A 22,930-nucleotide genomic window follows, 5' to 3' on the forward strand; every position below is an offset into this window, starting at 1 on the left:
TGATGTGATGATTCCCGGTGAATACCAGATCCAGCCAGGCGAGATCGAGCTCAACGTCGGTCGGCGCACGATCAGTCTGAAAGTGGCCAACAGTGGTGATCGGCCGATCCAGGTCGGCTCGCATTACCACTTTTTCGAAACCAACGACGCGCTGTCGTTCGACCGCAACGCCAGTCGTGGTATGCGCCTGAACATCCCGGCTGGCACGGCGGTGCGTTTCGAACCGGGGCAGACCCGTGAGGTGGAGTTGGTGGATTTGGCGGGGCATCGTCGGGTGTTCGGCTTTGCCGGGCGAATCATGGGTGACCTCGACTGACAAATGCGGTGCTCCCAAAAGATCGCAGCCTCGCTTCGCTCGACAGCTCCTACAGGGACCGGGCGCGCGAATGCTGTGTGAACACCCGTAGGAGCTGCCGAGCGCAGCGAGGCTGCGATAGCGAGTAATGCGAGCGGTCTCCAAATCAATTGAATCCCAAGGCAAGCGCATGAAAATCTCAAGACAAGCCTACGCCGACATGTTCGGTCCCACCGTCGGTGACAAGGTTCGCCTGGCCGATACCGAGTTGTGGATCGAAGTGGAACAGGACTTCACCACCTACGGCGAAGAAGTGAAATTCGGTGGCGGCAAAGTCATCCGCGACGGCCAGGGTCAGAGCCAGTTACTGGCCGCCGAGGTCGTCGATACCCTGATCACCAACGCGCTGATCATCGATCACTGGGGCATCGTCAAGGCCGATGTCGGCCTCAAGGACGGGCGCATCGCGGCGATCGGCAAGGCCGGCAACCCGGACATCCAGCCCAACGTCAACATCGCCATTGGCGCCAGCACTGAAGTGATCGCCGGTGAAGGCATGATCCTCACCGCCGGCGGCATCGATACCCACATCCACTTCATCTGCCCACAGCAGATCGAAGAGGCGTTGATGAGCGGCGTTACCACCATGATCGGCGGCGGCACCGGGCCGGCCACCGGCACCAATGCGACCACGTGCACCTCCGGGCCATGGCACCTGGCGCGCATGCTTCAGGCTGCCGACGCGTTCCCGATGAACATCGGCCTGACCGGCAAGGGTAACGCCAGCCTGCCGGAGCCGTTGATCGAACAGGTCAAGGCCGGCGCCATCGGCCTCAAGCTCCACGAAGACTGGGGCACCACGCCGGCGAGCATCGACAATTGCCTGAGCGTGGCCGATCAGTACGATGTGCAGGTGGCGATCCACACCGACACCCTCAACGAGTCGGGCTTCGTCGAAACCACCCTCGCCGCCTTCAAGGGCCGCACCATTCACACCTATCACACCGAAGGTGCCGGTGGCGGTCACGCGCCGGACATCATCAAGGCCTGCGGTTTTGCCAACGTACTACCGAGCTCCACCAACCCGACCCGGCCGTTCACCCGCAACACCATCGACGAACACCTCGACATGCTGATGGTCTGCCACCACCTCGACCCGAGCATTGCCGAAGACGTGGCCTTCGCCGAAAGCCGCATTCGTCGCGAGACGATTGCCGCCGAAGACATCCTCCACGACCTCGGCGCGTTCTCGATGATCAGCTCCGACAGCCAGGCCATGGGCCGCGTCGGCGAAGTCATCACGCGCACCTGGCAGACCGCCGACAAAATGAAAAAGCAGCGTGGCCCATTGCCCGCTGACGGCGAAGGCAACGACAACTTCCGCGCCAAGCGCTACATCGCCAAATACACCATCAACCCGGCGATCACCCACGGCATCAGCCATGAAGTCGGCTCGGTGGAAGTGGGTAAATGGGCCGATCTGGTGCTCTGGCGCCCGGCGTTTTTCGGCGTGAAACCGACGCTGATTCTCAAGGGTGGTGCCATTGCGGCCAGCCTGATGGGCGACGCCAATGCCTCTATCCCGACGCCACAACCGGTGCATTACCGCCCGATGTTCGCCAGCTTCGGCGGTTCGCTGCACGCCACCAGCATGACCTTTATCAGCCAGGCTGCACAGAAGGCCGGACTGCCTGAAGCCTTGGGTTTGAAGAAAAAAATCGCCGTGGTCAAAGGTTGCCGCGACGTGCAGAAAACCGACCTGATCCACAACGACTACCTGCCGAATATTGACGTCGATCCGCAGACCTATCAGGTCAAGGCTGACGGCGTATTGCTGTGGTGTGAGCCGGCGGAAAGCTTGCCGATGGCCCAGCGCTATTTCCTGTTCTGAGCAATGAAAGAAGCCCCGGACGCCAGGCGTTCGGGGCTTGCGGGTCAGCTACCGATTTTGGTGTTCACCTTGTCCAGTTTGGCTCGGCCCAGAGCCTGCCGGGTCAACGTTTTTTCGAGCGCCTTGATGGCCTGAAATATGTCTTCATCCTCAGCGTTTTCCAGCCTCAGCTTGAGGGCATCGAATTCCTGCCGATAGGTCGTTTCCATGAAGGTTTGCCAGATCGGTTGCTCAAGGATCCGCTCAGTCAGCAACCCCCCTTCTTCCAGAGCCAGCACACGTTGGCAGGCCGCCTCGATCATCTCCTTGCTCACCTTGGAAATAGCCCGAAACTGCATGCCTCGCGCTTGCCATGGCAGATCCAGGCGTTCCGCCAGATCCGTCATGTAAGCCAAATGCACCTCGACTTCATCGATGGTTCCACCTTCAGTTCCGGGGCGATAAAAGGTTTCTCCGGCCCGCAAGCGCTCAGCAACACGCTCGCGGGCAATCCTGCCCAGTTCGTCCAGACGCGACTTGCCCCTCGCCAGTTGCAGCAGCTCGGCTTCCACCAGCCCCGGATTGGCCAATGCACGGGCCTCGTGCACTAATACCTCGACGCCCATGGCATTGAACAACTGAGTGCCGCCATCGACACAGTTGGTGGTGCTGGTCGCCTCGGCAAACAGCTTTTCCCGTAACTCGGTTCTTTCGGCCATGGCCTCGAGCATGCGCCAAACTTTGGCGGTGAGTTCGGTACGATAACTTTTGTCGTCGGCCTTGAAATCATAGGACTCGGTCAAGCGCCGGATTCTATTGAAAAACGGCAGCGAGCCATACTCGTCTTCGACGTTGTCCCAGATCTCCTGTTTCGCATTCCATTCTGCGTTGCTCAGCCCTTCTCCCCATTCGGAACTGTCGAGAACACTGCGTGGGGGATAGGCTCGATCAGGGTCCAGACCGATCGATTCGATGTACGTGCGCACCCGTTCAAGGTTCTCGGGCGAAATCCAGCCCTCCTCACGAGTAAAGAATGTGCGCGCCAGCAACTCCGCGCGGAAGGAACCGGGCGCCATTTCGGGAATTTGCGTGAGCACGTTGAACTCAAGGTTCAGATAAATGCTGCGCGGGCGATTCCGGCCAAAGTAACCCGTGGGCCAGGTATTGAGCTGGCAATGTTCAAGGGTTATCGCCTGCAAGCTGGGCATACGACTGACATCAGGCGGCAAGCGCAACGGGTTGTTGTCCAGACGCAACAGGCGCAAGCGGGTCAGTCCCCTGAGGTGGGCGATCCCCTCGTTGTCCAGGGAGATGTTGTTATCGCTGAGCACCAGATGAGTCAGCTGGCGCATGTTGCCGATCTCTTGAGGAAACAGGGTCAATCTGTTTTGCGTCATGTTCAACTGGCGCAATTGCCGGAATGGCCGCAGGAATCCGACCTGTTCATTACGCAGTCGTACGTTGTTCAGACTGAGTTCGGTGACGTGATCAAAACTGGCCGCCAGTTCAGGTATCGTCGCCAAATGCCTGTCCAGAGGGAAACCATCCAGATTCAATGCTTGCGGCGCCACGATTCCGGGGGCCTCAACGCCCGCCGGTCCGGTGCGCTGCCAGCAGCGGCGGAGTTTCGCGTAGAGATCGGTTCTGGATTGCCACTCCGCGGCTCCGTCGGCTGTAAGGCGCCAGGATTGGGTAGGTTGGTTGACCCAACGACGCATTGAATCATTGAAGCGGTTGAACTCGGTTTCCAACGCAGTCAGTCGCTGGTTGGCCCAATCACCAAAATCGTTCAGAAGCGCCTGTACCTGACTGTCATCCAGGCCTGGATAGAGTGTTTCTGTGCGAAATCGCAAAAGATCCGTGTCTTGTGAGTACATCCTGTAAGGGCGCATTCCGCCACGCAAACGCATGACCTGCGGGTCGTAAGCAGGCTTGCGTATCGGATGATCCAGCAGGGTTTTCGAGAACGTGTCGTGTGACAGCGGCGATTGTTTAACAGCCTGACGCAGTTGCGCCCCCTGATTGATCTCAAACCCCAGCGTTTTGCGGTCGGCATCGGGCAAGGCATGCAGCAATGCCCCGTGCAGATCGTCCGCTCCATGCAGATGGCCACCCTCATGGTCGTAAGCTTCATAGCGCCCGTCTTCGCGCATGACCAACACCTTGCGCACCGAGGCATCGACCGGACCAACGCTGTCATGCAGTGCGCCGGTGAAGGAGAACGCACGGACTTCGATGCGCATCTCCTTTGGCCATTTCGGCCAGTTTGCCAGGGTATGCAGCGCCAGCCGGTCGGTGTCGGCATTGCTCAATCCGTCTAGATAAAGCCCTTCATAGGCGCGACTCAAACGCAAGCCGAACACAGACTTGCGCGCCATTTCGCGCAAGCGCAACGGGATCCGTCTGTTTCGGGTCAACTTCAACAACTCGGCTTCAGCGGCATCGTCCAGCAGGGCTTGTGCGGCGGCGTTCGACAGCTCCGGAAAATCCCGCTTCAGCAGGTTTATCCGTGCATCGCTGGTGGTTTCCCGGGCCTCGTACAACGTATCGAACAGTGTTTTTTGGCTGTCTTGCGCCTGGCGAGCGATGCGTTTTTGCAGCTCGGCAATACGCGCCGAGCGTTCTTTCGCAACTTCACTGCCGAACCAGTCCTGCAATTGCGCCTCGCTGAGGGCGTCAACCACTCGTGTCGGCAGTCGGCCTTCGCAAACATCGGCCCGGGAAATGTTGAGGGTATTTTCAGGCGTAGCCTCAGCTGCACCGAAATTCAGTGACGGTCGGCCCGAAGCGGCATCGGCTTTCAGCACCAGGGCCCTGGATTCTGGCCAGCCATGTAACGCAGTAACAAACCCCGTCACTTTCTCCGACAGTTCCTGCGGCACCTGACCATTCAGGATTTGCGCACTGAGCTTGTCGGCGTCCGCGTAAGCCTTGAAGCGCTTCAGCGTGTCCATGAGCAAGGGCGCCGGTGGATCATTTTCGACATGCATACGACGTAGTACGCCTTCCTCGACACCGCTGACATGCCGCACCTGCTCCAGCACTTCGTCACTGATCCCATCCACTGATGGACCGAGACGCCGCAACAGCTTGCCCTTGTCCCATTCCATCGGTTGTTCGAACTCCGTGTGCCAGGCGCCAGCACCGTTGTGTTCGATGTTCGGCTGATAGGCATCCGGCCGCCTGGGATGTTGCAGTCGAGGCTGTCCGGTGAGCGGATCCTCCTTGAGCACGAATTGCTTGCCCTCGAGCGGCAGCACTTTGCGCCCGTCATGCTCGATGACGCCGAGGTCATCGGGCGTTGCGGTTTCGGGCAGCGTCAGGCGGTGCTCATAAGGTGCATGATCGGGTTTGATCAGACGCGTTTTTCCGTTGGGCAGTTCCACCGGTTTAAGGCTGTCGATCAGGGGGGATGGTCTGATCGGCGTGGGGCCTTTGGGCAGCACGTGCCCAATGAACATCAGGGCCAATTGCGCACCGTTGAGCAAGAAACTGTTGATGTGCGCCGCGCCCTCTTCGACGTCACCCTTGCTCCAGTCTTCAATGCCCTCGACCAGCTCCGCCAGCAATTGCGCGGCCATCAGGCCCAGCATGGCCGGCCCCAGCACCGGCACCAGCATTGCACCAAAGTTGAACACGTTCCAGGCGATGTCCAGATAGCCGCTCAGGCGTTTCCAGCGAGCGTTGGCGTCTTCGTCATCGGTCGGCACCGCGATCAATCGGGCATCGGCGATGGCTTTGTCGCGGCGCTCACGAAACAGACGGTCCCACAGGTCGTCGCTGATCAGATGAGTGACAGGTTCCGCATCAGGGTTTTCGACCGGCGTTTCTCGCCACCATGGCCCCATATCCAGCGGTTCGCGCTGTTGCCAGGTGATGGTTTTGAGCCGTTCATTAACCCGGCTGAAAAAAATCGCCTTGTCTTTCTGTGCGACAAAACGACTGAAAAACCCCTGGTAGTCACTTTCACGCAGTTGGCCGATCAGCGTTTTCATGAAGTCGGTGAGCGAGGCATATTCCTTCAGCGGATGGTCCGGGTCATCCGGTACCCAGGCGATCAGATGCCCGCTCAGCCGATTCTGGCGGTAGATTTCGTCCTTGCGCAGCATCTCTTCCACCACGCCTTTCGGGCCGTTGGCGAAAAAAGCCTTGAGCAGGCGAAAGGTATCGAGGCCATTGGGTAGCGAGGACGTTGCCCGTCGGGAGAAATCAAGCCAATGCTTGCGTGCATCGGGCGTCAGGCCATCAATGGCCTTTTTGACCGCTGTAGGTTCGGCCACCGCACTGAACAGCACAACGCCGGTCATCTGGCAGCCCATAAGCGACAAACGATGACTTTGCAACGGACGGCCATACCACTGGATATCAGACTTGCCGTCGATCAATCCGCCGATCGTTGCGTAACCGTGCAGGCCGATATCGCCCTTGAGATACGCCGTCGTCGACGCCAGTTTGAGGGCCGCTTTGTCACTGGCGATCGAATGCTCCTTGAGCAGGCGAGCGGCATTGGCATCTGCGGGGGTGAGCAATGACTTGATGTGGGTCTGGTATTGTCCGCCAATGTCGAGGCGTCGGCACAGCGCCGCAAATTTTTGCGGGGTGATGACCTTGATCTCGCGCAGGTCGCCACGAAAGTCCTTGCGTAACACCGCGGAGCCGCTGCGAAACGCATCATCACGGGTTTCATCCTCTTCGAAGTTGTGCAGCGCTGCTTCGAGCAGCGAGGAGCGACGGATAGTACTGGCCTGGTTATCGATTACACCGGCGATGTTGTTCGGCACATACAGGCGCAATTGCAGGTCATTCGGATTGCCATGCTCGTTGAAGTTCGAGAGCAACAGGGTTTTGAGCAACGGCTCGGCAAAGGCCTTGATATCGTGCTGTAAATCGCCGAGCAATTCGTCCAGCCGCCCTTGCAGGCGCCAGCGCTCGTCGATGAGTTGCTTGAGATAGTCGCGGTCCACCGGTCGGGCTTTCAGATACCAGGAGGGGAACGTCGGCTGTACATCCACCGCCGTCAGGAGCCTGGCCCGTGGTGCTTCGGTAATCGCCTTGGGGATCAACGGTTTTATCCGTTGGTGATGAACCCCGTTGTCTTCCTTTGTTGCCGGACTTGACGGCCCTGTTGGATTGCTTCCTTGCAATTCAGGCATGTCTTGAACACCTTCAAACCATTGATTGGGGCCCTATGGTCATGCGTTTGTCCCGTGAACAAAAGTGCAAATAATCGTTGGTTCAATGTACAAAAAACAGCCCTGTGCATTCGAAAATCCAGGTGCCGAAAATATCTATTTACCGCACCACACAACCACGAATGTGCCTGCTTTTATCGGCGGTGGTGTTCCCCAGGACAATATGAGGCAGGGGGACCGCGTTATCGTTCATCGCGAGCAAGCTCGCTCCTGCAATGGATCGTGCTGTTCACAAATCCTGTGTTCACAGCAATCACCTGCTTGCGAAAGCAACCTGGCAGCCAACACAAAAACACCAGAACTCTTACTCGATCAGCAGCCGCCCCAACCGCTGTTTGAGCATTCGATTCTCCGCCCGCAGCTGCTGGACCTCTTCAAGCAGGTCCAGCGCCAGGGCGACGCCTTCCCATTCCAGCTCCAGATCGCACCGCAGCTTGACGGCGCGTTTGGCCAGGGTCAGCTCATAATCGTTGAATCGCCAGTCCTTGGGCTGGGCGCCCTGAGGTTCGAGGATGCCGTGTTCGACGATTTCGATCACATGGACGTCCGACAAATCGGCCGCCTCACAGAATTCTGCCAGGTTCAGTTGAACGATCAGGGGGCTGCTCATGACGGGCTACTCCATGTCTGGGTTCAGAAGTGTTCTCTCGGATCGAACGCGGCTTTTTTCGCCAGTTCCTGCCACAGGGCCTTGATGTCATCGTCGGACTTCTTGGGCATGACAGCCTTCAGTTGTACGAACAGGTAACCGCGCTCACCGGCCTTGTTCATCAGGCCATGGCCCTTGGCGCGCATGCGCTGGCCGTTCTGGCTGCCCGCCGGTACCTTGAGGTTGATCTTGCCGGTCAGGGTCGGCACGGCGACTTCGGCACCCAGTGCCAGTTCCCACGGTGCCAGCGGCAAGGTGATGATCAGGTTCTCGCCTTCGACATCGAATTTCGGGTGCGGGGCAAAACGGATCGTCAGGTACAGGTCGCCATTTGCGCCGCCACCCACGCCCGGAGCGCCCTGCCCCTTGAGGCGAATGCGCTCGCCGTCGCTCACGCCGGCGGGGATCTTCACGTTCAGGCTTTTGCTGGTGTTGCTCACATGCTGGCCGGCCGCGTTGTACTGCGGTACCTGGAAGGTGACCTTCTTCGACTCGGTCGACAGTGTTTCTTCGAGAAAAACCCCAAGCTCCATTTCCACGTCTTGCCCTCGGCGTCCGGTGCTGCGACGCGACTGTCCACCACCACCAAAGCCTGGTCCACGATTACCGAATATCGAACTGAAAAAGTCCGAAAAATCGCCCGTGTCCTGGCCGCCACCACCGAAACCGCCACGGCTCTGCCAGCCCGGTGGCCCCTGGAATGGCTGGCCGTGCTGGCCATAGCGGCGCAAATCATCGTATTCGGCGCGTTTATCGGCGCTTTTCAGCGCTTCATAGGCTTCCGAGGCGTCCTTGAACTTGGCCTCGGCGTCCTTTTCCTTGCTGACGTCGGGGTGGTATTTGCGCGCCAGCTTGCGATAGGCGGCCTTGATCGCCTTGTCGTCTGCGGTCGGCTCCACACCGAGAATCTTGTAATAGTCTTTGAAGTCCATCGAAGGAATCACCATCCGTTATCAGAATCGCGCCACAGGCCACAGCATGCGCTTGTTTGCAGCCATTGGTTTGACCGATCTCAAATTTGTGACCGGGCAGCGCAGCAGAAGTTTATCGGCAGCAGGCGGGGCTTCTTGCGAGCACTCCCGCGGCTGTCCGGTTGATGCAGGGTAGTTTGGGGGGGATGCCCCATCTTTCAAGGCATTGTCTGCGAAGAATTAGCAGATAACCGGCCTTCGAATCTGGCGCGCTCTGACATACACTGCGCGGCCGTTTTTTAACCGGAACCTGAAAGACATGAACAACGCATCTCCAGCCTGTGCCTTGGGTATCGACTTTGGCACGTCCAACTCCACTGTCGGCTGGCTGCGCCCCGGCGTGGAAACGCTGATCGCGCTGGAGGACGACAAGATCACCCTGCCGTCGGTGGTCTTCTTCAATATCGAGGAGCGTCGCCCGGTGTACGGCCGGCTGGCGCTGCACGAGTACCTGGAAGGCTACGAAGGCCGCCTGATGCGCTCGCTCAAGAGCCTGCTGGGTTCCAAGCTGATCAAGCACGACACCAGCGTCCTGGGCACGGCGATGCCGTTCAAGGACCTGCTCGGGCTGTTCATCGGCCAGCTCAAGAGCCGCGCCGAAGCCGCCGCCGGTCGGGAATTCGAAGAAGTGGTACTGGGTCGGCCGGTGTTTTTTGTCGACGATGACCCGATGGCCGACAAGGAAGCCGAAGACACCCTGGTCGACGTGGCGCGCAAGATCGGTTTCAAGGAAGTCTCGTTCCAGTACGAGCCGATTGCCGCCGCGTTCGACTACGAGTCGACCATCGAGAAAGAAGAGCTGGTACTGATCGTCGACATCGGCGGTGGTACCTCCGACTTCTCGCTGGTGCGCCTGTCGCCGGAGCGTCGGGGTGTGGATAACCGTCACGAGGACATCCTCGCCACCGGCGGTGTGCACATCGGCGGAACCGACTTCGACAAACAGCTCAGCCTGCAAGGCCTGATGCCGCTGTTCGGCTACGGCAGCCGCATGAAGAGCGGCGCCTACATGCCCACCAGCCACCACATGAACCTGGCGACCTGGCACACCATCAACTCGGTTTACTCGCAGAAGTCGCAACTGGCCCTGGGCAGCATGCGCTACGACATCGAGGACACCGGCGGCATCGATCGCCTGTTCAAGCTGATCGAACAGCGCGCCGGGCACTGGCTGGCCATGGAAGTGGAAGAAACCAAGATCCAGCTGACCCACGCCGACAACCGTCACGTGCCACTGGATCGCATTGAAGCGGGCCTGAGCGTGGACTTGAGCCGTGCACTGTTCGAGTCGGCCATCGACAGCCTGCTGGAGCGGGTGCGCAACAGCGTCACCCAGCTGCTGGCAGACGCCGATGTGCGGGTCGATCAGGTCGATACGGTGTTCTTCACCGGTGGCTCGAGCGGGATTCCGGCGCTGCGCAACAGTGTTTCGGCGATGTTGCCGAATGCGCGGCATGTGGAAGGGAATATCTTTGGCAGTATCGGCAGTGGTCTGGCGATTGAAGCGGCCAAGCGTTACGGCTCGATGGACTGATCCAGATTCAGTGGTTCCCCCTTCGCTGGCAAGCCAGCTCCTACAGGATTGCGTCGCCCTTGCAGGAGCTGGCTTGCCAGCGAAAGCGTCAGACCAGAGCCTGCATCTTTCGGATCAAACCATCCCCACCTGCTTCAACTCACTCTTCAGATACGCGTAGTAAATCGGCCCCGCCACCACTCCCGGCAGGCCGAACGCGGCCTCGAACACCAGCATCGCCAGCAGCAACTCCCACGACTTGGCACTGATCTGCCCGCCGACGATGCGCGCGTTGAGGAAGTATTCGAGCTTGTGGATAAAAATCAGATAACCCAGCGCCGCCACGGCAACCCAGATCGACAGCGACAGGCCGACGATGGTGATCAGGGTGTTCGACATCAGGTTGCCGATCACCGGCAGCAGGCCGAGCAGGAACGTCAGCACGATCAGGGTTTTGGTCAGCGGCAGCTTGATGCCGAACAGCGGCAGGATCASCGCCAGGAARATCCCGGTGAAGAMGGTGTTGAGCAGGGAGATCTTGATCTGGGCGAASACGATGTTGCGAAACGCCTGGACCARCAGGTGCAGRCGRTCGAACAGTGCCGCCGCCAGCGGTTTGCGTTTGGTCAGATCCGGCACGCGCTGCAAGGCGATAATCGCGCCGAGCACCATGCCGATCAGCAGCGTCACGAACATGTGCGCCGCGTCCTTGCCCACCAGTTGCAAATCACTGAGGTGCTTGCTCACCCACTCGCCAATCGCCACTCGAAACTCCGCGGCACTGGCCGGCAGGTAAGCGTCGATGAACGGTGGCAGTTGTCCGCGCGCGCGGTCGACCACGCCCATGAATTTATCGAGGGAAGCGCCGGGGTTCTCTGCTTCGTGCAGCAGGAAGCTGATGGCACCGGCGAAGATCAGCGTCAGCACACTGACGATCAACGTCCCCAATAAGGCCACCGCCAGCCAGCGCGCGCGCCGGCCTTCGATCAGCCGTTGCAGTTGCGGGGTGAGCATGTTGACCAGTTCGAACACCAGCAACCCGGCGAGCAGGCTGGGCAGCAATCGCAGCGGGATGACCAGCAGCAGCCCGCCAAAAATGATGACCCAGCTGATGACCAGCAAAACTTGACGCTGAGAAAACGTTGGCATACAGCCTCAAAAACGAACGGCATAAAAAGGATTGGCAGTCTGCCAGCGATCCGGTGCGAGCACTAGGGATTGTGTGGGGCGACCTTAGTGGTGGTTCAGGATTTTTTGCAGCGCCTTCTGCGGCCCCATCGCGAGCAAGCTCGCTCCCACATTTGTCCGGCGTACTCAGTTCCACTGTGGGAGCGAGCTTGCTCGCGATGGGGCCAGCACAGCCACCACTGTCTTTGAGCCGATCTTATTTCTTCTTCAGACAGTCACTCATGAACGCCTTGCGCTCATCACCCTTGAGGGCTTTGGTGGCGGCGTCGGCGTTGCAGGTCTTCATTTTCTCTTGCTGCGGGGTCAAGGCCTTGCCGGCATCGTTTGCCGCCGGAGTCGCCTTCAGGCAGGTGCTCATGAAGGCTTTGCGCTCGTCGCCCTTGAGGCTTTTGGGCGTGGCGTCGGCGTTGCAGGTAGTCATCTTTTCCTGTTGGGCTGTGGCGGCGAAGCCCTGGGAACAGAGCAGCAAACCGATCATCAACAACGGGACATGCAACATCTTCATAGAGTTTTCTCCCTGTCGCCGCGCCGAGGAGCGCGGCTTTGTTCTGTAGTGTAGACAACCCCTGTTACACCTTCCTGTTCTCCAGATGGCTGCGGCGATACTGTTCTGGCGTACACCCGGCCTGGCGCTGGAACATCGCGATAAACGCCGAGCCGGTGCTGTAGCCCATGTCGAAGGCGATTTCTTGAACACTTCGCGGGCTATCCAGCGCTTCGATCGCCGCCAGAAAACGCAGGCGCTGGCGCCACTCACCGAAACTCATGCCCAGTTCCCGCACGAACTGCCGCGCCAGGGTGCGCTCGCTGACATGGATGCGTGCGGCCCATTCCCACAGGGGGCGGTTATCTCCCGGCTCGGCCTGCAACGCTTCCAGGATCCCGAGTAACCCGGGGCTGCTGGCATAGGGCAGGTAGCACTCGTGCACCGGGGCCTGTTGCAGTTGATCCACCAATACCTGGGCCAGACGCTGGTCGGCGGCCTGCTCGGGGATTTTCACGTCACGGGCGGCGAAGTCCTTGAGGATCGCCTTGAGGATGTCGCTGATGGCCAGGGTGCAGGCTCGCGGCGGCAGATCGGCGCACACCTTGGGGGCCAGGCACACCGCGCGGTAGTTGACCGGTTGGTGACTGTAAAAACTGTGCTGGATCTGCGGCGGCACCCACACCGCGTATTGCGGCGGTGACATGAAGCGGCTGCCCTCGACGTCCATGTGCAGCACGCCGTGGGCTGCGTATTCCAGCGTCCCCCAGGGATGTCGATGGGGCGCGGCGTATTCGTGGGCGTCGAAATCGGCGTAGCGGAAGTACACCGCCGACGGCAGTTCGCTGAAATCCAGCAGGTCGATGTGTTTACTGCTCATGCTGTCCGTCATCAAGGGCGGGTTGTCTGGATTGAAGTATAGACTTGCATCCAGACAAGCGGATAATTGCCCCTCATTAACGTTCTGGTTTTTCCCGATGCAATACGCTTACCCCCTGCTGGCCATTTTTATCTGGGCCGGCAACACCGTGATCACCAAAATGTCGGCCGGGGCGATCTTCCCCGCCGAGATCGGTTTCTACCGCTGGCTGCTGGCCGGGTTGCTGTTCACGCCCTTCATGCTCAAACCGGTGCTCGCCCATTGGCCGCTGATCCGCCCGAAACTGGGCAAGATTTTTGTCCTCGGTGTTCTCGGCATGGCGGTCTATCAAAGCCTGGCGTACTTCGCCGCGAGCCTGACCTCGGCCACCAACATGGGCATCATCCTGTCGCTGATGCCGCTGATGTCGCTCGCCATGGCGATCATCAGCCTCGGCCAGCGCCTGACCATGGGTGCCTTGGCCGGTGCGGTGCTGTCGTTCGCCGGTGTCCTGGTGGTGGTGTCGTCCGGCAGCCTTGGCGCATTGCTCGAACACGGGGTCAACCTGGGTGACGCGATGATGTTGATCGCCACCCTGGCCTACGCGGTCTACAGCACCCTGTTGAAAAAATGGCAGCTGAAACTGCCGCCGCTGGTGCTCCTGTATCTGCAGGTGCTGGTAGCCGTGTTGGTGCTGTTTCCGCTGTTCCTCGTCTCACCGAAAGTCGGCCCGACCCTGCAGAACATTCCGCTGGTGCTGTACGCCTGCCTGCTGGCTTCGATGGTCGCGCCGCTGGCGTGGATGCAGGCCGTGGTACGTTTGGGGCCGAGCCGGACCACGCAGTTTTTCAATTTGCTGCCGTTGATTACCGCATTGATTGCGGCGGTGGTGCTGCATGAACAGCTGGCGATGTATCACCTGGTGGGCGGGGTGCTGACCTTGGGTGGGGTGATTGTTTCCGAGCGCTGGACGACGGTGTTGGGGCGCACCTAGTTTTTTTGTGGCGGTCTAAAGCCCTACCGCGCTCAGCCGCGCCGCATGCTCGACAAACAACCGGATCGGTTCGGCCCCCTTGCCCACCAGCCCCAGCGACTGGTTGACGATATCGAAGTGATCCAGCGGATACTCATCGCCAATCACCGTCCCCAGGTGCGAGCTGTAGCGACCGACCATGCCGTCGCAATGCCCGGCTTCGCGGACGAAGGTTTTAGCGAACAGCCGGCAACTGCGGTTGGTGCCGTCCAGCAGATTGCGCCCGCGATCGGTAATCCCCGGTTGCAAGGTGCCGGACCAGGAGTAATAGCGCACGCCGTTGACCTCTTCGGCACCGTGACCGCCCCAGGTTTCAGGCAAGCCCTGTGGATAACACTGGTTGAACAGCGCCACGCCAGCGGTAGTGAGGGAGTGATGGGATGCAGGGATATCCACCGGCAGCTTCGGCCCGCGGTAACCGGTWTCCAGCAAAGCCATCAACGCGCCAACCATCCGCAGAAAAAAGCACAGCAAACGACCACGGACGCTGTCATGGGGATAATGCCTGTGCAGATAATCGGCGAGCTCCGAGCCGTGGTTCGGCCCCGCCACCGAGGTCACCGATGCCACCAGGTCAGGACGCTTGGCGGCGGCATAACGGGCGGTCAGCGAGCCCTSGCTATGGCCGATCAGGTTGACCTTGTCGGCCCCGGTCTCCCGCAGAATTTCGTCGATACGTACCAGCAGTTGCTCGCCGCGCACTTCGTTCGAGTTCAGCGGCGAGACCTGCACCGCGAACACCACGGCACCACCACGGCGCAACGCCTCGACGATCCCGTACCAGTAGGGATAAAGCACCAGGCGGATGAACCCGAGCATTCCCGGGACCAACACCAACGGGTAGCGCGGGGCAGAACCTTGCGACATGGGCGGACATCCTGGTGGTCGGGTGGTGACGCAAGGCGGGATGCAAGACATCCGCCAAGCATCGCCAGCGAAGATGACAAGTCTATGTCATCCGCCCTACTTCAACCCCGCCACGCCCGCCACGATCAGCCCGATCGAGACCAGCTTGATCACGGTCAGGCTTTCACCCAGCAGCGCGAAACCGAGAAACACCGTGCCCAGCGAACCGATCGCGGTCCAGATCGGGTACGCGATGCTCACCGGCAACTCGCGCATGGCCAGGGTCAGGAAGTAGATCCCGCCCACAGCGGCCACCACGGTGATCAGCGAAGGCCAGAGCCGGGTGAAGCCCTCGGCGTACTTCATGCCCATGGCGAAGGTGACTTCGAACCCGGCGGCGACCAGCAGAAACAGCCAGGCCATCTAGAACTCCCCGGCCAGCGCCAACAAGCGCTGCTCAGCCTCGGCGGCAGAGATCTCAAAGCTGCGCTCGGCGGACTCTTCGCCCTCGACAGCCACCACGGTGACGTCCGTGATGCCGATGAATCCGAGCACCGTGCGCAGCAGCTTGTCGGCATGGTTCATGGTTTCCAGCTCGCCTCCCGGGCCAAAACCGAAGCCACCACGACTGGTGATGATCAGGGCTTTTTTGCCCTGCACCAACGGTTGGTACTGGGCCACGCCATTGTCCAGGGTGTGATCGAAGGTCACCCCGATGCGCACGACCTGATCGATCCAGGCCTTGAGGCCACTCGGTACGCTGAAGTTGTGCATCGGCGTGGAAATCAGCAACACATCGTGGCCGAGCAGTTCGCCGACCAACTCGTCGCTGAGCGCCAGGTCGGCCTGCATCGACAGTGGCCGAGCGTCGGGCTCGGGGTAAAACGCGGCGGCTACGAACGCCTCGTTGACCGGCGGTATCAACGCCCGCCCGACTTCGCGTCGGGTCAACTGTGAGTKGGGATGACGGGCCTGCCAGGCCGACAGAAACACTTCGGCCAAACGGCGGGAGTGCGAGCGATCACCACGGGGGCTGGCGTGAACAGCAAGAATTCTACTCATCTGAATCTCCTCAAGGACTAAACTAAAACCACTTGTGGCTTGCAGCTTGAAGCTCACAGCTGCTCTCATTCAAATGAGTAGAAATCAGTCTGGATGAATCCATTTCATCCATGGAGTGTTCAATGTTTGCCTCGTTGCCGTTGACCGCCCTGCGGGCCTTTGAGTCCGCCTCACGCCTGTTGAGCTTCAAGGCCGCCGCCGAAGAACTGTCCGTTACCCCGACGGCGGTGTCCCACCAGATCCGCTCCCTGGAGAGCTGGCTCGGCGTGCCGTTGTTCGAGCGCCTGCCGCGCCAGGTACGCCTGACCGAATGTGGCGAAAGGTTGTTCCACAGCCTGCACGGGGCGTTTCTGGAAGTGGCTCAAAGTGTCGATACCCTGCGCCCGCAACGCAGCGGCGCCAACCTCACGGTCTCCACCACCGCTGCCTTCGCCGCGCTGTGGCTGGTACCGCGCCTGGGACGTTTCTACGCTCGGCACCCGAACATCAACGTGCGCCTCGATACCCACTGCGAAGTCCTCGATCTGCATCAGGACGCCAGTGTCGATCTGGTGCTGCGCTACAGCCTCGACGATTACCCCAATCTGTACGGCCAGTGCCTGTTCGACGAATCCTTCGGCGTCTACGGTTCGCCCGAACAAGTGGTCCTGGCGTCGAGTCGCGCCCCGACGTTGATCAGCGTGCGCTGGCACAACTCCAAACTCTATGTCCACGGCTGGGAGGCCTGGTGCGCTTGCTCCGGCGAAACCTGGCTGAGCGGCCGGCCAGCGGTGCGCGAATACGACGAAGAGCATTACGCCCTGCAAGCGGCGATTGCCGGGCAAGGTCTGGTATTGGCAAGCAATATTCTGGTGTCGGAAAGCGTGGCCAGTGGTCTGTTGTTGCCGTACCGGGGGGAAATCCAGGTCGATGGCGCCGGCTACAGTGCCCTGTGCGTGCCGGGACGCGAACGGCACCCACCGGTTCGGGCGTTTTTTGCATGGCTGCGCGAAGAGGCATTGGCGTCGGGACATGCTCTGACGTGAGAATTGCTGCGACTACCAGACCGCCATCGCGAGCAAGCTCGCTCCCACAATGATCTGTAAACGCAGGACCAATGTGGGAGCGAGCTTGCTCCGGGCGGCGCTCCGACGATGGCTCTGTCACGGGCGCCCGATTATCTGGGCGGCTTGACGGTGACAGGCACCTTGCCCGCCTTCATCCGCTCCAGCAACGGCGCACACTGGTTCGGCTCACCTGCGCTCGGCGCCACCAGCGCCAGCAACCCTGCCGCCGGTGCAGCGATCACGCCCAGCGCCACCATCCCGGCTCCGCGCAGCATCAACGGCACGGCCTTGACCCCGGCATCGGGCTTGATGAACTTGCCGCGCACATACAGCGGCGAACGCAATGATATCAGGCGCCAACCCTTGGATTCCGGGGTGATGGTCAGGTCCAGCTGTTCAGTCGCCATGTTCGCGGTGCCGTCGATGTAGACGATGGCGTTCTCGGTGTCGAATACAAACAAGCGGGTACTCGCCAAGCCGGACTGGATGCCGAAGTCGGCGGCTGCGCAGTTGATCTTCACTTCCTTGTCGCCAAAGATCTTGCCGACCACATAGTTGCCGACATTCAGGCCCGCCAGCTCCATCAATTCGCGACTGATGGCGCCATCGTTGATGAGCATTTTCAGGCTGCCATTGGCACTGCCCAGCAGCTTGGCCACCGAATTGCCGCGTCCGCTGATATCAGCATCGCCGTTGAGTTCGCCAAAACTGGTTTTCATCGGTTCAAAGCCGGGGAACAACTGCTTGAGTTTGAAGCCCCGCGCCGTGAGCCTGGCCTGGCCTTCCAGTGGATCGGTGTGGCCGTTCAGGCGAATCTGCGCATCCAGCTTGCCGTCGGCCACGCCGAAGCGCAGCGGCTCGAAGCTAAGCACGCCATCGGTGAGTACCAGATGGGTATAGAGGTCGTTGAACGGCAATTTTTCGCTGTGTACGATGCGCTTGCCGGTGAACTCGACATCGGCGTCCATATCGCGCCAGCGATCGGTCTTGAACTCTTCGACCGGCAGCACTTTGTCCGCCGGTTGTTTGCTGTCGCCGCCTCGCTCCTTCTGTTTGGCGTTGGAGTCGGCACCAATCAGCGGCGCCAGATCGGCGAACAGCAATTGATTGGACAACAGCGAGCCGCTGAGTTTTGGCCGTGGCTGGCTGGCCACATAAGTCAGATTGCCATGGATGTCGCTTTCGCCGATCTTGCCGTTGAATTCTTCGTAGCGGAACACCGCGCCACCCGCCTCGTGCAACTTGGCGACCAGGTGGCCGTCGGTGGCATAGGGTGGCGTGTCCGGCAGGGTCACGCCGGTCAGCGGGTAGAGGTTGCCCAGGCTGGTGCCGGCCAGTTTCAGGCGCAGGTCCAGGGCGCCGAGATTGAGTGGGTCGGTCAGGGTCCCGGCCAATTCGACGCTTGAGTCGGCGATCTTCACCTGTGCCTGAAGCGGAAACGGCTGCGCCGCGTCCTGCAGCGCCAACAGCCCGCCAATCTTGCCCTGGCCCGCGAGTTTCTGGCCGTGGTACTGGCCGTTGACCTTGAGGGCGAACGCATAATCCTGGGGTGACGAGCCTTTTTCCTGCGCGGCTTTCGCCGCTTTGTCGCCAACGATATCGCTGAACGGAACCGGTTTGCCCAATGGATCGATCAGCACGTCGAGTTGAGTCTTCAGGCTCTGGTCGTCGAGGGTAACGTGGCTCTTGTCGAAGCCGATCGCGCCGACATCCACCACCCAGCTTGAAGGCTCGGCGTTGGGGTCTTTTGGGTCGAATTTGAAAGTCCAGTTGGCGCGCCCGTCAGCCAGGCGTTGCAGCTCGGCATTCGGCTCGGTGAGATCGATGCGCGGGATCACCACCCGCTGCGCCAGCAACGCCAGGGGTGAAATACGCAGTTCTACCCGCTTGAGGGTGACCATCTGCGGTTGCTTCGACCAGTCCGGGTTGCCCAGGCTGAGGTCCTCGGCTACTACATGGGGCCACGGCACCCAGGCGCGCCAGCCGCTTTCATCGGGTTCGGGCCGCCAGACCACCGACAGATTGCCGTTGATGGCGAAAGCGCGATGCAGCTCTTCGGAAATTTTGGCGTTGAGCGGCGGTTTGATCCGGTTCCAGTCGAAGAACACGATGATCAGCACCAGCACCATCAACAAGGCAAGGAAGGTGGAAAGGGTCCAGACAATCGTCTTTTGAGTGCGCGTCATTGCACAGGGCTCCTGATACGACTGAGCGCCCCGACTGCGACGCACATGTGAAACGGTGAGCCGCAAGCGACCCGCCATGAATTCTACGACTGATAAAAACCCGGCAGGTTTAATCGATAGACCGAATTCGCCGAATTCGCCAAGTCCAATACTGACCAATCAGTCATTCAGCGTTACCACCTCCGCACTTTTGCAGGCCAGAGATGGGTCGAAAATACCCACTCCGGTGCAAAACCATCCGTGGGAAGCGCCCGTTCTAGAGCCTCAGCAGCAAACAATCAATTCCGTTGATTATTACCATTGCGTTTATGAACTTTCATATCGACTTATCGAGAGTAGCATTGCTTTCGTACCCACTTATTCGCCCTCCCAAGGAGCAAAACAATCATGAAACGCCAATTACTGCTTAGCCTTACCCTCTCGATGCTGGCCAGCACTGCTTTTGCCCTGCCAGCCGCTGACCAGGCCACGCCACAAGTGAAACAAAACCACTCGGTGTTCAGCCAGACCGTCGCCGCTGATGGTTCCGACCGTACTCCACAAGGCCAGACCCTTGCCGAAGGCGGTAATGATCGCCTGAAAGAAAAAGGCCTGATCACTCAGGATGGCTCGGACCGTACCCCACAAGGTCAAACCCTGGCTGCCGATGGTTCGGACCGCACCCCACAAGGTCAGACCCTCGCTGCTGACGGTTCGGACCGCACCCCACAAGGCCAGACCCTGGCTGCCGACGGTTCTGATCGTACTCCACAAGGTCAAACCCTCGCTGAAGGCGGTGGTGACCGTGTGATCGAACGCAACAGCGATCTGAGCTAAGCCTCATGGCCGCCCTGAAAAAAAGCCCAATCCCCGGATTGGGCTTTTGACTTTTCAGCGATCCGCTTGATAAATGCGGCACTTCCCTGCTTGATCCCCCACAGTCGTTCGACGCCGGCAAAGCCGATTTGCTAGAGTGCGCGCGTCCCTGTCCAGAAAACACCCCTGCGATGCTGCCCCGCGCCGAACAGAAACAACAAACCCGTAACGCCCTGATGGACGCTGCCCGGCGCCTGATGGATGGCGGCCGAGGATTCGGCAGCCTGAGCCTGCGCGAAGTCGCGAAAACCGCTGGCATCGTACCGACCGGTTTCTACCGCCATTTTGCCGATATGGATGAACTGGGCCTGGTGCTGGTCAGCGAAGTCGGCCAGACATTCCGCGAAACCATTCGCCTGGTACGACACAACGAATTCGTGATGGGCGGCATCATCGATGCCTCGGTGCGGATCTTTCTCGACGTGGTCAGCGCCAACCGTTCGCAGTTCCTGTTTCTCGCCCGTGAGCAATACGGCGGTTCGCTGCCGGTGCGCCAGGCCATCGGCCGTTTGCGTGAAGACATCAGTTCGGACCTCGCGGCGGACTTGTCACTGATGCCGAAGCTGCAGCATCTGGACATCGCCGACCTGAGTGTCATGGCGGATCTGATCGTCAAAAGCGTGTTCGCCACCCTGCCGGACATCATCGATCCGCCAGCCGAAGCCTTGCCCGAGCACCTGACGCCCCAGGCGAAAATCACCCAGCAACTGCGGTTTATCTTTATCGGCCTCAAGCATTGGCAAGGGCTTGGAAGTACTGAGTAACCCTTAACCTTCAGTCTGGATCAAAACCCTGTGGGAGCGAGCTTGCTCGCGATAGCGTCGGCACATACAGAATCGATGTGACAGATACGCCACCATCGCGAGCAAGCTCGCTCCCACACTGACTCGCGTCGCTTCAACTTGGTGCGCAAATCAAAAACAACGCACCAACTTCAACCAAAAAACTCACTCCATCGATACCAGTCCCACGTCCCCTTCAGCCATTTCCTACGCATCATGTCGATTGGCAAGCCCCTTGCTCTAGCCTGAGCATTGTCCATTGCTGGAAGCCTTCCGATGCTGGTGATTCATCGCAGAATCGACCCTCAACCCGTTTGGGCCGCCGAACTGCACCTGACGTTCGAAGCCCGCAGCAAAAGCCGTTTGCGCTGTTTCAGTGCCGAGGGCGAAGACGTCGGATTGTTTTTGGAGCGCGGCCAGCCGCCGTTGCATGACGGCGAATGCCTGCAAGCCGAAGACGGGCGAATCGTGCGTGTCTGCGCCCGCCCCGAACAATTGCTCCACGTCACCTGCGCCAATACCTTTGAACTGACCCGCGCGGCCTATCACCTGGGCAATCGCCATGTCGCCCTGCAAGTCGACGACGGCTGGTTGCGCCTGCTCGACGATTACGTGCTCAAGGCCATGCTCGAACAACTCGGTGCCGTTGCCGTGAATATCGAGGCGCCATTCCAGCCGGAACATGGCGCCTACGGCGGTGGCCATCACCACTCGCGCCACGGCGATGAAGACTTCAACTACGCGCCGAAACTGCACCAGTTCGGCGTACGCCCATGAACCCGGCTTGGGCGCTGTTGCGTCTGGCCAGCCCGCAACTGCCGATTGGCGGCTACAGCTACTCCCAAGGGCTGGAAATGGCTGTGGATAACGGCCGGGTTCACGACCCCGACAGTGCGCGACGCTGGATCAGCGATCAGTTGCTTTTGAATCTGGCACGCTTCGAAGCGCCGCTGTTACTCGCCCATTGCGTGGCCGCCAGCAAGGAAAACTGGGACGAATTGCTGCAGAGCTGCGAAGCGCATCGCGCCAGTCGCGAAACCCGCGAGCTGCATCAGGAGAGCCGGCAGATGGGCTACTCCTTGCAGCAATTGCTCAATGGCTTGCCGGAACTCGACGCGCCGGCCCGTGCCTTCCTCGAACAACGCAGCGAGCCACATCTGGCTCTGGGTTGGGCCTTGGCCGCGCGCGCCTGGCAGATCAGCCCGCAGGACGCCCTGGCCGCGTGGCTCTGGAGCTGGCTGGAAAACCAATTGGCGGTGCTGATGAAGACCTTGCCATTGGGTCAGCAAGCGGCCCAGCGCCTGACCAGCGAACTGTTGCCGCTGTTGCAGCAGGCCCAGCAGGACGCCAGCCACATCCACCCCGATCACTACGGCAGCGCCGCTTTCGGCCTGTCCCTGGCGTGTATGGCCCACGAGCGCCAGTACAGCCGTCTGTTCCGCTCCTAGGGCCCCTAATTTTGGAGAATCACATGAACACACAACCCCTGCGCGTCGGCATCGGCGGCCCGGTCGGCTCCGGCAAAACCGCCCTGACCCTGGCCCTGTGCCTGGCCCTGCGCGAGCGCTACAACCTGGCCGTGGTGACCAACGACATCTACACCCGCGAAGACGCCGACTTTCTGGTGCGCAATGAAGCCCTGGCGCCGGAACGCATCATCGGCGTGGAAACCGGTGGTTGCCCGCACACGGCCATCCGCGAAGACGCCTCGATCAACCTCGAAGCCGTGGATCAACTCAATCGCCGTTTTCCGGGGCTGGATCTGATCCTGGTGGAGTCCGGTGGCGACAACCTCTCCGCCACCTTCAGCCCGGAACTGTCGGACCTGACGATCTACGTGATCGACGTCTCGGCCGGCGACAAGCTGCCACGCAAGGGTGGACCGGGGATCTGCAAATCCGACCTGCTGGTGATCAACAAGATCGACCTCGCGCCGCTGGTCGGTGCCTCGCTGGAGATGATGAACAGCGACACCCAGCGCATGCGCAACGGCAAGCCGTTCGTGTTCAGCAATCAGAAAACCGGCCTGGGTCTCGAAGAGATCATCACCTTCATCGAACGCCAGGGTTTGCTGACCGCGGCCTGATCACCACTTATCA

At 60.2% G+C, this 22,930-nt stretch carries 20 protein-coding genes; 10 read left to right on the top strand and 10 right to left on the bottom strand.

What is annotated here, in order from left to right; genetic code table 11:
• The first annotated feature begins 7 nt into the window (after positions 1-7).
• Together AC1DVH_RS08830 and ureC are read left to right on the top strand one after the other, a co-directional pair.
• Entirely contained in the window at positions 8-316 is a 309-nt protein-coding gene (locus tag AC1DVH_RS08830; protein WP_477753484.1) for an urease subunit beta, read from the top strand.
• A gap of 169 nt (positions 317-485) precedes the next feature.
• Entirely contained in the window at positions 486-2,186 is a 1,701-nt protein-coding gene (gene ureC / locus AC1DVH_RS08835; RefSeq protein WP_477753457.1) for an urease subunit alpha, read from the top strand.
• 44 nt (positions 2,187-2,230) lie between these two features.
• On the opposite strand, the gene AC1DVH_RS08840 is transcribed toward ureC, so the two are convergent.
• From AC1DVH_RS08840 to AC1DVH_RS08850, 3 genes are all read right to left on the bottom strand, one after another.
• Positions 2,231-7,318: an NEL-type E3 ubiquitin ligase domain-containing protein gene (locus AC1DVH_RS08840; protein WP_477753458.1), complete on the bottom strand. Its 5,088-nt coding sequence runs from the start codon at positions 7,316-7,318 to the stop codon at positions 2,231-2,233.
• Between the two features lie 343 nt (positions 7,319-7,661).
• Positions 7,662-7,967, bottom strand: coding sequence for a chaperone modulator CbpM (locus AC1DVH_RS08845; protein WP_477753459.1), 306 nt, complete (start codon positions 7,965-7,967; stop codon positions 7,662-7,664).
• Positions 7,968-7,990: 23 nt separating this feature from the next.
• A complete protein-coding gene (locus AC1DVH_RS08850; protein ID WP_111284472.1) occupies positions 7,991-8,938 on the bottom strand; it encodes a DnaJ C-terminal domain-containing protein in 948 nt (315 codons plus the stop codon).
• Positions 8,939-9,236: 298 nt separating this feature from the next.
• Between AC1DVH_RS08850 and AC1DVH_RS08855 the strand changes: the two genes are divergently transcribed.
• Entirely contained in the window at positions 9,237-10,511 is a 1,275-nt protein-coding gene (locus tag AC1DVH_RS08855; protein WP_477753460.1) for an Hsp70 family protein, read from the top strand.
• Positions 10,512-10,625: 114 nt separating this feature from the next.
• Here the strand turns inward: AC1DVH_RS08855 and AC1DVH_RS08860 are convergent, their stop codons facing one another.
• The 3 genes from AC1DVH_RS08860 to AC1DVH_RS08870 form a co-directional block, all read right to left on the bottom strand.
• Positions 10,626-11,639 (bottom strand): AI-2E family transporter, encoded by a 1,014-nt coding sequence (locus tag AC1DVH_RS08860; protein ID WP_477753461.1) that lies wholly within the window; start codon positions 11,637-11,639, stop codon positions 10,626-10,628.
• A 235-nt stretch (positions 11,640-11,874) separates the two neighbouring features.
• On the bottom strand, positions 11,875-12,183 hold the full coding sequence (locus AC1DVH_RS08865) for a PsiF family protein (RefSeq protein ID WP_477753462.1): 309 nt from the start codon (positions 12,181-12,183) through the stop codon (positions 11,875-11,877).
• 64 nt (positions 12,184-12,247) lie between these two features.
• The gene (locus AC1DVH_RS08870) at positions 12,248-13,042 is read right to left on the bottom strand and encodes an AraC family transcriptional regulator (protein WP_477753463.1); all 795 of its coding nucleotides are present in this window, start codon (positions 13,040-13,042) and stop codon (positions 12,248-12,250) included.
• 97 nt (positions 13,043-13,139) lie between these two features.
• On the opposite strand from AC1DVH_RS08870, the gene AC1DVH_RS08875 reads away from it, so the two are divergent.
• Positions 13,140-14,015, top strand: coding sequence for a DMT family transporter (locus AC1DVH_RS08875; RefSeq protein ID WP_477753464.1), 876 nt, complete (start codon positions 13,140-13,142; stop codon positions 14,013-14,015).
• A gap of 15 nt (positions 14,016-14,030) precedes the next feature.
• On the opposite strand, the gene AC1DVH_RS08880 is transcribed toward AC1DVH_RS08875, so the two are convergent.
• From AC1DVH_RS08880 to AC1DVH_RS08890, 3 genes are all read right to left on the bottom strand, one after another.
• Positions 14,031-14,921, bottom strand: a complete 891-nt coding sequence (locus tag AC1DVH_RS08880; RefSeq protein ID WP_477753465.1) for an esterase/lipase family protein — start codon at positions 14,919-14,921, stop codon at positions 14,031-14,033.
• Between the two features lie 96 nt (positions 14,922-15,017).
• Positions 15,018-15,323 (bottom strand): DMT family transporter, encoded by a 306-nt coding sequence (locus tag AC1DVH_RS08885; RefSeq protein ID WP_477753466.1) that lies wholly within the window; start codon positions 15,321-15,323, stop codon positions 15,018-15,020.
• Positions 15,324-15,962 (bottom strand): FMN-dependent NADH-azoreductase, encoded by a 639-nt coding sequence (locus AC1DVH_RS08890; RefSeq protein ID WP_477753467.1) that lies wholly within the window; start codon positions 15,960-15,962, stop codon positions 15,324-15,326.
• 110 nt (positions 15,963-16,072) lie between these two features.
• Here AC1DVH_RS08890 and AC1DVH_RS08895 point away from each other — a divergent pair, with 110 nt between their 5' ends.
• On the top strand, positions 16,073-16,987 hold the full coding sequence (locus AC1DVH_RS08895) for a LysR substrate-binding domain-containing protein (RefSeq protein WP_477753468.1): 915 nt from the start codon (positions 16,073-16,075) through the stop codon (positions 16,985-16,987).
• A gap of 131 nt (positions 16,988-17,118) precedes the next feature.
• On the opposite strand, the gene AC1DVH_RS08900 is transcribed toward AC1DVH_RS08895, so the two are convergent.
• Positions 17,119-19,194 carry an AsmA family protein gene (locus tag AC1DVH_RS08900; protein ID WP_477753469.1) on the bottom strand — a complete coding sequence of 692 codons (2,076 nt, stop codon included), beginning with the start codon at positions 19,192-19,194 and terminating at the stop codon, positions 17,119-17,121.
• Positions 19,195-19,581: 387 nt separating this feature from the next.
• Between AC1DVH_RS08900 and AC1DVH_RS08905 the strand changes: the two genes are divergently transcribed.
• From AC1DVH_RS08905 to ureG, 5 genes are all read left to right on the top strand, one after another.
• Complete coding sequence (locus AC1DVH_RS08905; protein ID WP_477753470.1) at positions 19,582-20,010, top strand: hypothetical protein; 429 nt, start codon at positions 19,582-19,584, stop codon at positions 20,008-20,010.
• Positions 20,011-20,180: 170 nt separating this feature from the next.
• Positions 20,181-20,813 (top strand): TetR family transcriptional regulator, encoded by a 633-nt coding sequence (locus AC1DVH_RS08910; RefSeq protein WP_046039880.1) that lies wholly within the window; start codon positions 20,181-20,183, stop codon positions 20,811-20,813.
• 294 nt (positions 20,814-21,107) lie between these two features.
• Complete coding sequence (ureE, locus tag AC1DVH_RS08915) at positions 21,108-21,608, top strand: urease accessory protein UreE (protein WP_477753471.1); 501 nt, start codon at positions 21,108-21,110, stop codon at positions 21,606-21,608.
• Entirely contained in the window at positions 21,605-22,279 is a 675-nt protein-coding gene (locus AC1DVH_RS08920; RefSeq protein ID WP_477753472.1) for an urease accessory protein UreF, read from the top strand. Before ureE ends, AC1DVH_RS08920 begins: the two co-directional genes overlap by 4 nt.
• 23 nt (positions 22,280-22,302) lie before the next feature.
• Entirely contained in the window at positions 22,303-22,917 is a 615-nt protein-coding gene (gene ureG / locus AC1DVH_RS08925) for an urease accessory protein UreG (RefSeq protein ID WP_477753473.1), read from the top strand.
• Positions 22,918-22,930: the final 13 nt, after the last annotated feature.

Source organism: Pseudomonas sp. P4_C3 (genome assembly GCF_056402075.1).

What these genes read in the sequence shown, in the direction of transcription:
- AC1DVH_RS08830 (WP_477753484.1), top strand. Translation starts at nt 8, where the DNA reads ATGATTCCCGGTGAATACCAGATCCAGCCAGGCGAGATCGAGCTCAAC.
- ureC (WP_477753457.1), top strand. Translation starts at nt 486, where the DNA reads ATGAAAATCTCAAGACAAGCCTACGCCGACATGTTCGGTCCCACCGTC.
- AC1DVH_RS08840 (WP_477753458.1), bottom strand. Translation starts at nt 7,318, where the DNA reads ATGCCTGAATTGCAAGGAAGCAATCCAACAGGGCCGTCAAGTCCGGCA.
- AC1DVH_RS08845 (WP_477753459.1), bottom strand. Translation starts at nt 7,967, where the DNA reads ATGAGCAGCCCCCTGATCGTTCAACTGAACCTGGCAGAATTCTGTGAG.
- AC1DVH_RS08850 (WP_111284472.1), bottom strand. Translation starts at nt 8,938, where the DNA reads ATGGACTTCAAAGACTATTACAAGATTCTCGGTGTGGAGCCGACCGCA.
- AC1DVH_RS08855 (WP_477753460.1), top strand. Translation starts at nt 9,237, where the DNA reads ATGAACAACGCATCTCCAGCCTGTGCCTTGGGTATCGACTTTGGCACG.
- AC1DVH_RS08865 (WP_477753462.1), bottom strand. Translation starts at nt 12,183, where the DNA reads ATGAAGATGTTGCATGTCCCGTTGTTGATGATCGGTTTGCTGCTCTGT.
- AC1DVH_RS08870 (WP_477753463.1), bottom strand. Translation starts at nt 13,042, where the DNA reads ATGAGCAGTAAACACATCGACCTGCTGGATTTCAGCGAACTGCCGTCG.
- AC1DVH_RS08875 (WP_477753464.1), top strand. Translation starts at nt 13,140, where the DNA reads ATGCAATACGCTTACCCCCTGCTGGCCATTTTTATCTGGGCCGGCAAC.
- AC1DVH_RS08885 (WP_477753466.1), bottom strand. Translation starts at nt 15,323, where the DNA reads ATGGCCTGGCTGTTTCTGCTGGTCGCCGCCGGGTTCGAAGTCACCTTC.
- AC1DVH_RS08895 (WP_477753468.1), top strand. Translation starts at nt 16,073, where the DNA reads ATGGAGTGTTCAATGTTTGCCTCGTTGCCGTTGACCGCCCTGCGGGCC.
- AC1DVH_RS08900 (WP_477753469.1), bottom strand. Translation starts at nt 19,194, where the DNA reads ATGACGCGCACTCAAAAGACGATTGTCTGGACCCTTTCCACCTTCCTT.
- AC1DVH_RS08905 (WP_477753470.1), top strand. Translation starts at nt 19,582, where the DNA reads ATGAAACGCCAATTACTGCTTAGCCTTACCCTCTCGATGCTGGCCAGC.
- AC1DVH_RS08910 (WP_046039880.1), top strand. Translation starts at nt 20,181, where the DNA reads ATGCTGCCCCGCGCCGAACAGAAACAACAAACCCGTAACGCCCTGATG.
- ureE (WP_477753471.1), top strand. Translation starts at nt 21,108, where the DNA reads ATGCTGGTGATTCATCGCAGAATCGACCCTCAACCCGTTTGGGCCGCC.
- AC1DVH_RS08920 (WP_477753472.1), top strand. Translation starts at nt 21,605, where the DNA reads ATGAACCCGGCTTGGGCGCTGTTGCGTCTGGCCAGCCCGCAACTGCCG.
- ureG (WP_477753473.1), top strand. Translation starts at nt 22,303, where the DNA reads ATGAACACACAACCCCTGCGCGTCGGCATCGGCGGCCCGGTCGGCTCC.